At 42.3% G+C, this 12,525-nt stretch carries 12 protein-coding genes; all 12 read left to right on the top strand.

Annotated elements, in window-relative coordinates; translation table 11 throughout:
• On the top strand, positions 1-1,334 hold a 1,334-nt coding region (locus IH879_10915), incomplete at its 5' end, for a sodium-dependent transporter (protein ID MCH7675448.1).
• Positions 1,335-1,412: 78 nt separating this feature from the next.
• The gene (locus IH879_10910; GenBank protein ID MCH7675447.1) at positions 1,413-2,831 is read left to right on the top strand and encodes an amidophosphoribosyltransferase; all 1,419 of its coding nucleotides are present in this window, start codon (positions 1,413-1,415) and stop codon (positions 2,829-2,831) included.
• A 12-nt stretch (positions 2,832-2,843) separates the two neighbouring features.
• Complete coding sequence (locus IH879_10905) at positions 2,844-3,836, top strand: UbiA family prenyltransferase (protein ID MCH7675446.1); 993 nt, start codon at positions 2,844-2,846, stop codon at positions 3,834-3,836.
• Between the two features lie 5 nt (positions 3,837-3,841).
• On the top strand, positions 3,842-4,051 hold the full coding sequence (locus IH879_10900) for a 4Fe-4S binding protein (GenBank protein ID MCH7675445.1): 210 nt from the start codon (positions 3,842-3,844) through the stop codon (positions 4,049-4,051).
• Complete coding sequence (locus IH879_10895) at positions 4,027-5,205, top strand: NAD(P)/FAD-dependent oxidoreductase (GenBank protein ID MCH7675444.1); 1,179 nt, start codon at positions 4,027-4,029, stop codon at positions 5,203-5,205. The genes IH879_10900 and IH879_10895 overlap by 25 nt, the downstream gene beginning before the upstream one ends.
• 18 nt (positions 5,206-5,223) lie before the next feature.
• Positions 5,224-5,772, top strand: a complete 549-nt coding sequence (locus IH879_10890) for a CDP-alcohol phosphatidyltransferase family protein (protein ID MCH7675443.1) — start codon at positions 5,224-5,226, stop codon at positions 5,770-5,772.
• 2 nt (positions 5,773-5,774) lie between these two features.
• Positions 5,775-6,713, top strand: a complete 939-nt coding sequence (gene ftsY / locus IH879_10885; protein MCH7675442.1) for a signal recognition particle-docking protein FtsY — start codon at positions 5,775-5,777, stop codon at positions 6,711-6,713.
• Positions 6,710-8,002, top strand: coding sequence for a 30S ribosomal protein S12 methylthiotransferase RimO (gene rimO, locus IH879_10880; protein ID MCH7675441.1), 1,293 nt, complete (start codon positions 6,710-6,712; stop codon positions 8,000-8,002). Before ftsY ends, rimO begins: the two co-directional genes overlap by 4 nt.
• Before the next feature lie 61 nt (positions 8,003-8,063).
• Complete coding sequence (locus IH879_10875) at positions 8,064-9,377, top strand: GWxTD domain-containing protein (GenBank protein MCH7675440.1); 1,314 nt, start codon at positions 8,064-8,066, stop codon at positions 9,375-9,377.
• 18 nt (positions 9,378-9,395) lie between these two features.
• Complete coding sequence (locus tag IH879_10870; GenBank protein MCH7675439.1) at positions 9,396-10,745, top strand: GWxTD domain-containing protein; 1,350 nt, start codon at positions 9,396-9,398, stop codon at positions 10,743-10,745.
• 95 nt (positions 10,746-10,840) lie between these two features.
• The gene (locus IH879_10865; GenBank protein ID MCH7675438.1) at positions 10,841-11,692 is read left to right on the top strand and encodes an LD-carboxypeptidase; all 852 of its coding nucleotides are present in this window, start codon (positions 10,841-10,843) and stop codon (positions 11,690-11,692) included.
• A gap of 32 nt (positions 11,693-11,724) precedes the next feature.
• Positions 11,725-12,348, top strand: coding sequence for a phosphoribosylglycinamide formyltransferase (locus tag IH879_10860; protein ID MCH7675437.1), 624 nt, complete (start codon positions 11,725-11,727; stop codon positions 12,346-12,348).
• The last annotated feature ends 177 nt before the right edge of the window (positions 12,349-12,525 follow it).

Raw genomic sequence — 12,525 nt, 5'->3', positions numbered from 1 at the left:
TTATTTTGGAAGGGGCGGTTTCGGCGATTGGCCTGGGTAACATTTGGCGGTTTCCGGCCGTCGCCGGGCAAAACGGCGGGGCAGCCTTTATTGCCATTTATTTGGCAAGTATCGTTTTAGTTTGTCTTTCAGTCATGATCGCGGAATTAGCCTTGGGGCGCCATACCCAAAAAAATCCGGTAGGGATGTACAATACCCTGGCTCCGGGCAGCAAGTGGAAATATTTAGGCCTTCTTGGCGTACTTACGGGATGGGGGATTTCTTCATTTTATAGTGTGGTGGCAGGTTGGACGTTGGGTTATATTGTCAAAACTGCGACCGGCGTTTTTTCTACACTTGATTCGGATCAAATTACACAAGAGTTTCTTAATTTCGTTTCAAATCCCGTTGCGACCATTGGTTTTCATGCGGCCTTTATGGCGATAACAATGCTGATCTTGTTCGGAGGGGTCAGGGCTGGAATCGAACGCTGGTCAAAAATTTTAATGCCGATTCTTTTGGGAATATTGGTTTTGTTGGTCATCCGTTCGGTAACATTGCCGGGCGCGGAAAAAGGCTTGGCGTTTTTAATGCAACCGAAATGGGATGAACTGACCGGAAGAGGTGTTCTGGCAGCGGTGGGGCAGGCTTTCTTCTCTTTGAGCTTGGGAATGGGCACAATGATAACTTATGGAAGTTATTTAGCCAAAAAAGAAAATATTGTTTCGTCTGCCACTTGGATTGCTTCTTTGGATACGCTCATCGCTCTTTTAGCCGGTCTCGCGATTTTTCCCGCGCTTTTTGCTATGAATTTAGAGCCGACGATTGGCGCCGGGTTGATCTTCATTGTGCTTCCCAATATTTTCAATAAGATATTTTTAGGCCAGCTTTTTGGCACCGGTTTTTTTGTCTTGCTGGGAATCGCAGCGGTCACTTCGCTGATTTCAATTGTCGAAGTACCGGCCGCGTACTTTATCGATGAGAGAAAATGGTCCCGAAAAAAGGCTGTTTGGGTCTCCGGAATAGGGGCATTTATCGCCGGACTTCCCGCAGCGCTTAGCCTCGGAGCAGTTGATTGGCTGACAAACCTGATGACCATTGAAGGCAGGAACTATGGATTCCTGGATTTGATGAATCTGCTTTTTGGGCAATATTCGCTCATTATCGGTTCGCTTGGCGTAGCCGTATTTGTGGGCTGGAAATGGGGCACGGCCAACGCCAATTCCGAGATCAGAGAAGGAAATCCGGACTTTAAGCAGGCTAAAACTTTCGGTTTTTTCATTCGGTTTTTTGCTCCGATTGCAATCACCGGGCTGCTTATTTACTTGTTATTAAATCCGAATGCGTTTGCTTAACATATTAGAAGTTGCCAACTGATTAAAGAATCTAACAGATTAAAAAATAAGTAATTTTTTTGCAGAATTAAACTTAAGATGAGCAACGACTTAGACAAACCTAAATCGAACTGCGGTATCGTTGGTGTTTACGGACATAAAGACGCTGCTGTTTATGCATATCAATGCCTCTATGCACTCCAGCATCGTGGGCAAGAAAGCTCCGGAATCGTTTCCAGCGATGGTAAAAATATGTTTCGTCATGTCGGTATGGGTTTGGTAAACGATTCTTTTTCTGATATTAAAACCTTAAAAGAGCTAAAAGGGAGATTGGCGATTGGCCACAACCGCTACTCCACCACCGGCTCGAATATGCTGACAAATGCCCAGCCTTTTATGGTGAATTTCAAGGAAAGTCCGATTGCTATTTCCCACAATGGCAATTTTGTTAACTCTAGACAAGTTAGAAATGAGTTGGTAGAGAAAGGGTCCATTTTTCAAACCTCGTCAGATACTGAAGTGGTACTCCACCTCATGGCACGTGCGAAAGCCACTGATATTGTCGGCAAAATGCAGGCGGCATTCGCGAAAATAAAGGGAGCTTATTCCATTGTTCTGGCCTCAAATAATAAAGTCATCGGTTTGCGGGATCCTCGCGGCTGGCGGCCGCTTTGTTTAGGCAAGAAAGGAAAGACCTACATCATCGCTTCGGAATCGTGCGCCCTTGATTTGATTGGAGCGCAATACGTTCGGGAAATTGACCCCGGTGAAATCGTGGTTTTAGATAAAGACGGCGTTAGTTCGTATTGGCTCAAAGAAAAGGCGGATCGAAAAGCCTGTATATTCGAATACGTATATTTTTCCCGCCCGGATAGCAGAATTTTTGATGAAAATGTGGATAAAGCGCGACGTAAGTTAGGCAAAAAGCTTGCCCTTGAACATCCCGTTGCTGCCGACATTGTCATTTCTGTTCCCGACTCGTCGAACACGGCTGCACTCGGATATGCCAGCGGCTCGGGCATCAAGTTCGAGATCGGTTTGATTCGGAATCACTATGTCGGCCGGACGTTTATTCACCCCGAGCAATCGGTCAGAGATTTCAAGGTTCGGGTAAAGTTTAATCCGGTTGAAGGTGTTTTGAAAGACAGAAGAGTCGTTTTGGTCGATGATTCAATTGTTCGCGGTACAACGCTAAAACAGTTAGCGAAAATGCTAAGAAAAGCCGGTGCCAAAGAAGTCCACGTCCGGGTTTCATCGCCGCCTATTATTGCTCCGTGCTATTACGGCATGGATTTCCCGACCAAACAGGAGCTTGTGGCGTCGGACAAAACCATCGAAAAAATTCGAAAATTCTTGGGCATTGACAGCCTTGGATACCTTTCACTTGAAGGAATGATCAGCGCAGTGTCAAACGGCAAAAGTGGCTTCTGTACAGCCTGCTTCACCGGGAACTATCCCTTGAAACCAGAAGACGGTATGACCAAGCTGCAACTTGAAGATGAAAATAATTCGAATTAAGAAAGTAACCTTATGAAGCAACTATTTAAGCTACTCGATTACTTCTTTGTTTTAAGACCGACTCTCTTTTACCCGGTTTGGACAGTATTTTTAGCCGGCTTTTTTGTTCAGAGTAAATACGGCATGGCGGCAACCAATTCAGCTACTAATCACCAATTTTTGGGTACCAACGGGATTGAATTTATTTGGGTCGGCCTTTTCCTGACACTGCTCATGGGAGCGGTGTTCATTTTAAATCAGATTATGGATCGAAAAACGGATGACAAAAACCAAAAACTTTTTTTAATCGCCCACGGTCATTTAACACCAAAAGCCGCATTCATCGAGTCAGCAGCGCTGATTGCAATTGCTGTTATCTTTGCCTTTATTTTTTCGATCAAAATGGGGGTTCTCTTTCTTGGTATTTTGATCCTGACTGGTTGGCTTTATAGTTTTGAACCTTTTAAATTCAAAGATCGCCCGCTTATGGGCTTAGTCGCCAATGGGCTTGGTGCGTTTTTAATATTTTTTGGCGGTTGGATTATAAAAGGCTCCCTAACTCAGGATTCGGTCATTTATTCGATTCCATATGTTTGCTCCGTTGCAGCTGTTTATTTATTAACAACTTTGCCCGACGTTGAAGGCGATGCCTCTACTCAGAAACTAACTTTCGGTGTCAAATTCGGGGTTAAAACAACGGTGTATTTTGCTCTGATTTTTGAGGTTGTGGCGTTAGTCTTATCTTATCGTTCAAATGACGAGCTCATATTTTATCCTGCTCTTTTTTCATTACCGTTTTTCATTTGGGCAAGTGTCACGCTAAAGATGACCGAGGTCCTGCGGGCTGTTAAATATTCGATATTACTTCTGACTTTTACCATCTGCATTAAATGGGTTATCACCTACTCGAATACAGCTTTTTCTTTCAAATATGCATATTTTTTTCTTCTGGTGGGCATTTACTTTCTTTCAAAGATTTACTATAAAATCAGATTTGGTTTAACTTATCCCAATCTTTCCGTCTAATTGAAATGATTGAAGTTATAAACGATAAATGCGATTTTTGCGGCGCCTGCGTTGCCGTCTGCCCTGTTGATTCAATTGATTTATATGAAGCAAGAATTGAAATTAAGCCAACCTGCATCGATTGCATGCTTTGTGTTTGGATTTGTCCGGTTGAAACTTTGGCACCAATGGAGAAGCTTCAGGAGTTGGAATGCGAGATAGCTATGATTGTATAGTAGTAGGTGGCGGTCCCGGAGGAGCCTGGGCTGCCAAGCACGCTGCCAAAAATGGTGCCCGTGTTCTTCTACTTGAAAAAGATCGTGAAGTGGGGATACCTGTCCGTTGCGCTGAAGCAGTTGGTGAAAAGGGACTGAAATCTGTTGTCGACCCGCAGCCAAGATGGATTTCGAATATAATCGAAGGTTTTGTCATAGTTTCCCCGGATGGAAGGGAAGTCGCCATAGACACCGGCGGAGAGCGTGGTTATATGCTGGACAGAAAAATTTTTGATTATGACCTGGTTCAAATGGCCACTATGGACGGCGTTGAGGTCATGACCAAGGCTTATGTTTATGATTTAATTAAACCGAACGGCACAGTACAAGGGGTGCGAGTTCAGCATATGGGCGAGTACCATGACATTCGTGCTAAAGTGGTGATTGGCGCGGATGGAGTCGAGTCACGTGTCGGTCGTTGGGCCGGCTTAAGGACGAACATCAAAATAAAGGATATGGAAAGCTGTTTGCAAATGACTCTTTCCAACATTAAAGTTGATCCGAAATATATTTACTTTTATTTAGGGAAAGACGTGGCGCCCGGCGGCTATCTCTGGGTTTTCCCAAAAAATGATCGAGTGGCCAATGTTGGTTTGGGCATTTCAGGTGAATATGGGCGCTTTAAATCCGCTAAAAAATATTTGAAGGAATTTATCGATCGACATTTTCCAAACGCAGCAGTGCTTTACACCGTTGTTGGAGGTGTTCCTTGTGCAACAACTTTAAAAAAAATCGTGACTGACGGCCTCATGCTTGTCGGTGATGCAGCTCATCAAGTTAATCCAATTTCAGGTGGTGGAATTGCGACTGCAATGATTGCAGGAAAAATCGCTGGGGGTGTTGCAGCTGAGGCGATTGAAGAGGATGATATTAGTGAGAATCGATTAGCCCAATATGCCCGCGATTGGCACCACGCACAGGGAAAAAATCATGAGCGCACTTACAAAATTAAACAAGCCGTCTACAAATTGACCGACGAGGATTTGAACAAAAGTGCAGATACGATTTTAAGTCTCCCATCCGAGAAACGGACACTGGCGAACATTTTCAAAACCGCCTTATTTCGACACCCATCTTTAATTTTAGATGTGATTAAAGTATTTATAAAAAGGTGAAAGCAGCAGGCAAATAAATTGAACTTTCGAAAGATATTTTATTTTTCCAACCAATTAAGTCTCCTAAGAGTTGTGTTGATTCTGCCGATCTATTATTTCTTGAAATTGGATACCACGGCAGGAAGTTATTGGGCAGTTTTTCTGATGTTATTCGCAGCGCTTACAGATACCCTTGACGGAAAATTAGCGCGGAAATTAAATCAGCAATCCGACTTTGGACGAATTTTGGATCCAGTCGCGGATAAAGTTACGATTGCAGTCATTGCTTTAATGTTAATTAACCTGCGTGATTTGCCAATTTGGTTCCTGGTTTTAGTTCTAACCAGGGACATCGCGATTTTGTTACTGGGATTATTTGTGATCTCTAAACAAAAAATTGTTATCGAGTCACAGAGGATTGGAAAAGTGACAGCATTCATGCTTGGTACTTTGATGATAATTTATACACTTGATGTTCCTATTCTTAAAGAAATATTTCTTTGGACCAACGTCGTTTTACTTTTTATTTCTTCGATAGTTTATTTTGGGAAGTTTAAAAGCATGGTTGGAGCCGCTAAACAAAGTTAAAGATGGCATCTATTTTCGAAAAATTCAAACAGGGCTTAGCAAAAACCAGAGAAGGATTGTTCGGTGAGATCACCAAGCTGGTTAAAAACAAATACACTGTTGATGATGAACTTTTAGAGCAAATCGAAGAAGTACTGATTGGCGCTGACCTTGGCGTCGAAACTTCATTAAGTGTGATTGAGCAGTTGCAAAATTATGTAAATAGGGAAGGATTTAATGAGCCTGAAGAGCTGACTGCTTTTCTAAAGAGTGAGCTGACTAAACATTTGACTAAAACTGCCGGAAGTGAAAACGGTGCGGCAGCGACTGACTTTTTTAACCCAACGATAAAGCCATTTGTTGTCATGGTAGTTGGGGTGAACGGAACCGGCAAGACCACAACGATTGGCAAACTGGCCAAAATATTTCATGACAGCGGCCAAAAAGTATTATTAGCGGCCGCCGACACCTTTCGGGCGGCTGCTTCGGAACAGTTGGAGATTTGGGCGAAGCGGGCAGGTGTAGACGTCGTGCGCACTCAGACGGGAGGCGATCCCGCAGCGGTTGCATTCGATGCTTTGAAAGCCGCTATTGCCAGGGACGTAGACGTTCTGATTGTTGATACTGCCGGTCGTCTTCATACAAAAGTCAATTTGATGGAAGAGCTAAAAAAGATTAATCGGGTGTTAGGAAAAGCGATGGAAACCGCGCCGCATGAAGTATTGTTGGTTCTGGACGCTTCCACCGGTCAGAATGCACTTGCTCAGGCCAAGCAGTTTAAGGAAGCCGTTCCGGTAACTGGGTTGGTTGTCACAAAGCTGGACGGCACTGCCAAAGGAGGCATGGTTTTGACCGTGCAAAATCAACTCGATCTGCCGGTGCGGTTTGTTGGGCTTGGTGAGTCGATGGATGATTTGAAACCATTTGACTCAGAAATTTTTGTGGAGGCCTTGTTTCAATGAAAATAAATTTGACAACTTTGGGCTGTCCAAAAAATATAGTTGATTCCGAGATTTTGCTCGGCGGCTTAAAAGGTGAAGACATTGAAATTGTCGAGAATCCGTTGGAGGCCGAAACCATCATCCTAAACACTTGTGGATTTATTCAAGGCGCCAAAGAGGAATCTATCGATGCAATTTTGCAAGCCGTTGAGTTGAAGAAAAGAGGCGACTGCGAAAAGGTTTTTGTCACGGGCTGCCTTTCGCAGCGTTATCAAACCGAGCTGGTAAAAGAAATTCCAGAAGTGGACGGTTTCTACGGCAATCGCGATATGGTCGAAATTTTAAAAAAACTGCTGAACCGGCTTGACCTTAAACGCGAGCTCCTCGGCGAACGCGCTTTAACCACCCCAAGGCACTACGCTTATTTAAAAATTTCAGAAGGGTGCGAAAATCCCTGCACTTTTTGTTCAATTCCCGGAATTCGCGGCAAGTTTAAAAGTCGCTCTATTGAATCACTTATTGACGAAGCCCAAATATTGGCTTCCAAAGGCGTTCAGGAGCTTATCCTCATCGCACAGGACACGACGATTTACGGAATGGATTTGTACGGCGAAAAAAAACTGGTCTCACTACTTGACCGATTGTCGCAAATTAAAGAATTTAAATGGATCCGCCTGCTGTACACTTATCCCGCCCATTTTTCTGAGGATATCATTGAAATAATCGTCGATAGAAAGCAGGTTTTTAAATATGTAGATATGCCGATTCAACATGCCTCGGATAGAATTTTGAGAAGAATGGCTCGTAAAGTGACCCGAAAAGATATTGAACGGATTGTTTCCCTTTTAAGAGAAGGAAATCCGGAAATTGCGCTTCGCACATCGTTAATTGTTGGATTCCCGGGTGAAACTGAAGAAGAGCACCGAGCAATGGCAGATTTTATGGAAGACATCCGTTTTGAAAGATTGGGATTGTTTACTTATTCCAGAGAAGAAGACACCCCTGCCCATAAGTTACGCAATCAGGTTCCCGACCCTATTAAACGTGAGCGCTGGGCTGAACTAAATGACATCCAATCTGAACTCTCCTTTGAATTGAACCGAAGCTGTGTCGGCACCGTTAAAGACGTACTCGTCGATGAATTTGATAATGTACGAAAGGCTTATATTGGTAGAACCGCTTCGGATTGTCCTGAAATTGATAACTCAGTCATTATCAAAGAATCAAAAGAACTCGAAATTGGTAACTTCTACAAAGTCAAAATTACGGATTTTTCCGATTATGAGTTAACAGGCGAATGTCTCCAATGACCACTTAAATTGCTTTTTGAGATAGTCCCGTCTTGTTTAATTCTTTGAATGGAGCAGTAAAATGAGCATCAAAAAATTAACAAAGCATAGAATCCACCTAGCGATTTTTTGGGTGCTAAGTTTTTCAAGCAGCCCAATCTTATCTTTACAAGAGCTTAGTTCAGTTGTGGACGCACCGTTTTTTGACGTAGCAATTTTTAATAAAGCCTCCACTGATTTTCATCTTAGCCATTTTGATTTATATATAAAGGTTTTTTATAATGAACTGCAGTTTGTTAAGTCAGATGATAAATTCAAGGCTCAATTTGAAATTTCAATTTCGGTCTTTGATACAACCGGTAAATTTGTGAACAGCGACAAAATTAAACAGGAGCTAGTGGTGGCTTCTTTTGAGGAAACGAAATCCGTAAACGAATTCAGTTTACGCACAGTCAGTTTCGATTTGCCGCCTAAAGCTTATGAAATCACTGTTGATCTTCAAGATATGGAAACACAAAAAAAAGGCCGGCATAAGCGTTCGGTTTCTTTAAAAGACTATTCTACAAAAGATATTTTAACGAGTGATATTTTGTTTTTAGATTTCTATTCCAGGGATAAACAAGGGAAAGTTACGTTTGAGCCAAGAGTCTCAGAAACCAAAGATGAAGATTCTAAATTGCTATATGTTTATGTAGAATTATATAATATTCCTGAGAATGATAGCTTACTTGTTGAATATCATGTTTTAGGCCAGGACCATCAGATTTTTCAATCCGATAAATATTGGATAAGAAGTAGAGGTCGAATTACCCAAAACATCTTTGAGATATCGACTGAGAATCTGTCACATGGAGGATATATCGCCAAGGTTAAATTTAGCAGCGGCTCCATGTCCATAACGGTCGAAAGTGCATTTAAGTTGTATATCGATGGCATACCACTGACATTTGCAGACCTTGAGGAGGCGATTGAAGTCCTGAAGTATATAGCTTCGGATGAAGAATTAAAGAAACTAAAAAACACCCCAAAAGATCAGAAGCAGAATGCGTTCATTAAGTTCTGGAAAAAAAATGATCCGACCCCAGAGACAGCAGAAAATGAGCTGCGCAAAGAATACTACCGACGGATTCAATTTGCAAATAAGAAATTTCATAGTCTCAATAAGTCCGGCTGGAAAACCGATATGGGATGGGTTTATATCCTGATAGGTGCGCCGGATTCCATAGACAGGAATCCCTTCAATCAAAAATTTGCGAATTCACCTGGGAAGACGATTAAGGCAATTGAGCTGTGGACTTATTACGAATACAATAAACAATTGCTTTTTTTAGATGAACTGGGCTTTGGGGATTTTCGTTTGGAAAACCGAAACTCCTTGTTCGATTTAATTAATTAATTTTAGGCTTTAATTATCATGAAAATATGTAGATCGAAAAACGCAATTGGCTCCGTTTCATTGCTTCTATATTTAACCTCTTTTTTCTCCATTAATCTCTACGCTCAGGATGCAAATCGAAGCAGCTTTGAGCTCCACCGGACAGAGCAACCCGAGGACGTACCCTATTTCGGCGTCGACTTTGTCAACGTGGCTGCTGATGAGCGGAACTTAAGCCGCCTGATATTTAAATTAAGTTTTGTGAACGACGAACTACAGTTCATTAGAGCAAAAAGGAAAAAATTTCGAGCAGATTATGAAGCATCCGTTGTCATTTCTGATACCAGTGAAACCGAAATTGATAGAATTAAAAAAACAGGTTTTATAATTACCCAAAATTTTGACGAAACCAATTCATTAGACATAAAAAATTCAACCGAGCTTAGAATTGCTTTGGAGCCGGGGGTTTACAATTTTCGAATTGAGCTCAAGGACAAAGAAACTCAGAGATCCGGCATTCGCGAGGGATCCGTAACCCTGCGTGATTTCACGAAAAATGAATTCATGATTAGCGATGTTTTTGCAGTGGACTCAATTGAGGTTGCACCTGACGAACCTGCTTCTGGTGGTGAAAACATAAAGCCCCAAACTGAATTGTACGCATATTTCGAAGTTTACAACGTGCCTGAATCAGACAGTATTTACATTGTTTACCAGTTCCTCGCGTCTGAAGACAAAGTTTTGCAGGAGGGCGAACGTAGAATAAAAAGTGCCGGCAGGGTTTCGCGCCAGTACATTCAATTGGATAAACTTGCACTCGTCAGTACGGATAACCGTATCCGGCTAGTTGTAAAAAGTAAAGATAAATCTTTGGAGGTCGAGCAGGTGCTTGACCTCTCCGATTCCGATGCAGGCCCGGTTTATGCAAATCTTGATGAGGCCATCGAACAGTTACTCCACATTGCCAAAGACGACGAATTAAAGAAAATGAGGTCTCTGGAAGGTGAGGAAAAAACCAGGGCATTTGAGGAATTCTGGGAAAGCCGTGATCCCGATCCTGAGACGCGTATGAATGAATACAAGGATGAGTATTATAGACGGGTCAAATTTGCAAACAAGAGATTTGGCAAAGAAAGTAACATGCCCGGCTGGAAGACGGAAATGGGTATGGTTTATATTAAGCTTGGACCACCCGATTACGTGAATACTGCCTATAACCGGTCTAGAAATCTTTATGATGAGATCAATAGCCTCTCCAGAAAACCCGTATTGATTTGGTCATATTACAGTATCCGCAGGGAAATTATTTTCCAATACAAGATAGCTGAATACCGGATTGCCAATTATTCAGAAGTCTTTGATGTGCTTAACGGCGAGATGATTTTTTAAATCTAACCTAGACGAATCAGTCTCCAATTTTGATCTTAAAGCCGCGAAAGCTAGAAAGTGGTGAGACAATCGGAGTTGTTGCGCCGGCAAGCCCGATGAAACCGGATCTTCTTGCCAAGGGCATTCAATACCTTGAAAAGTGTGGCTATAAACTGAAAATCGGCAGTCACGTTAATGATGTCTACGGCTATATGGCCGGAAGCGAGCGAGACAGGGCCAACGATATCCATGAAATGTTCAAAGACCCAGAGGTTCAGGCGATTTTTTGTACCCGAGGAGGATACGGAACTCCCAGGATTCTGGACTTGCTCGATTATAAGATTATCCAAAGTCACCCCAAAATTTTTGTTGGATTTAGTGATATTACTGCCTTTCAGTTGGCTGTCTTCAAAAAAACTCAATTGGTTACTTTCTCGGGACCTATGGTTGCGGTGGAAATGGGAAAAGGTATCAACCCGTTCACGGCGCAATATTTTTGGAACATGATTACTGTCTCGGAACCTGTGCAAAAATTTTCCGGACTTCATTGCATAAAACCGGGAGTTGCTGAAGGAAGACTCCTTGGTGGTAATCTTTCCATGATTTGCTCCTTGATCGGCTCACCCTATTTGCCCGACTTTCAGAATGCAATTTTGTTTTTAGAAGATGTAGGAGAAGAGCCCTACCGCATAGATCGAAAACTGATGCAGTTAAAGTTGGCCGGTATTTTAGAAAACGTCAACGGTATTGTATTCGGCCAATTTGAGGGCTGTGAACCCAGGGCCGGAAATCAAAGTTTGTCGATTGAGCAAGTTTTACACGATATTCTCTTTGATTTAGAGGTCCCAATGGCTGGTGAATTGAAGTACGGTCATGTTGAAGTGAAATACACGATACCATTAGGCGTTGACGTTTGTTTGGATGCCAATGAAGGCTATTTGCAGATAAAAGATTCACCAGTAATTTAACCGAATCCAAAGTAACAAACTTCAGAGAAAAATTGGACCCTTTAAGAGTTGCGGTATTAGCCTCCGGTACAGGCACAAATTTAGCCTCAATTCTACGGGCAACGCAAAATGGCACGCTTTCTGCAAAAATAGTTCTGGTTATCAGCAATAAAATAGAAGCAGGAGCTCTGGAGATTGCCAGAAAATCCGGGGTACCTGCATTGCATTTGGCCCTCGAACAATTCGAATCACAGGAAGATCTGGACCAGGCTTTTTTAAATGCTTTCAAAGAGTATAATGTTGAGTTGATTGCTCTCGCAGGGTATTTAAAAAAAATCAGTTCAAGTATTATTCGGAAGTATAAACATCGGATGCTAAATATTCACCCAGCACTTCTTCCTTCTTTTGGAGGAAAAGGGATGTATGGAATTAAAGTCCATCAGGCTGTGTTAGATTACGGTTGCAAAGTTTCAGGAGTTACCGTACATTTAGTGAATGAAGAGTACGATTCCGGCGTACCAATTCTACAAAGATGCGTTCCAGTAAAAGACGATGATACCCCGGGAACATTGGCCGCCCGAGTTTTGGAGCAAGAGCATAAGATTTATGTTGAAGCGCTCCAGCTTTTTGCGGAGAATAGAATTGAAGTTCAGGGCAGACAAGCCGTTATCAAATGAAAGTTGGGTCACAGAGAACATCAAATCATGGACCTTACAAGAGAAAAAGTTTTAGAAAAATGGATTAGTACCAATTGTGGATTTATGAGAACCTCATTGTCCAACAAGTTTTAAGAAAGAGGAGGTTATATGCCCAAAATTAGACGGGCATTAATTAGTGTTTTTGATAAAACAGGA

The organism is candidate division KSB1 bacterium (genome assembly GCA_022562085.1).
Taxonomy (GTDB): Bacteria; Zhuqueibacterota; Zhuqueibacteria; order Oceanimicrobiales; family Oceanimicrobiaceae; genus Oceanimicrobium.
The sequence above is the reverse complement of the archived record's forward strand: the minus strand, read 5'-3'. Positions and strand labels throughout refer to the sequence as shown.

Excerpts from the sequence above, each read along its gene's own strand:
- IH879_10910 (MCH7675447.1), top strand. The coding sequence starts at position 1,413 with ATGAGCAACGACTTAGACAAACCTAAATCGAACTGCGGTATCGTTGGT.
- IH879_10905 (MCH7675446.1), top strand. The coding sequence starts at position 2,844 with ATGAAGCAACTATTTAAGCTACTCGATTACTTCTTTGTTTTAAGACCG.
- IH879_10900 (MCH7675445.1), top strand. The coding sequence starts at position 3,842 with ATGATTGAAGTTATAAACGATAAATGCGATTTTTGCGGCGCCTGCGTT.
- IH879_10895 (MCH7675444.1), top strand. The coding sequence starts at position 4,027 with ATGCGAGATAGCTATGATTGTATAGTAGTAGGTGGCGGTCCCGGAGGA.
- ftsY (MCH7675442.1), top strand. The coding sequence starts at position 5,775 with ATGGCATCTATTTTCGAAAAATTCAAACAGGGCTTAGCAAAAACCAGA.
- rimO (MCH7675441.1), top strand. The coding sequence starts at position 6,710 with ATGAAAATAAATTTGACAACTTTGGGCTGTCCAAAAAATATAGTTGAT.
- IH879_10875 (MCH7675440.1), top strand. The coding sequence starts at position 8,064 with ATGAGCATCAAAAAATTAACAAAGCATAGAATCCACCTAGCGATTTTT.
- IH879_10870 (MCH7675439.1), top strand. The coding sequence starts at position 9,396 with ATGAAAATATGTAGATCGAAAAACGCAATTGGCTCCGTTTCATTGCTT.
- IH879_10865 (MCH7675438.1), top strand. The coding sequence starts at position 10,841 with ATGAAACCGGATCTTCTTGCCAAGGGCATTCAATACCTTGAAAAGTGT.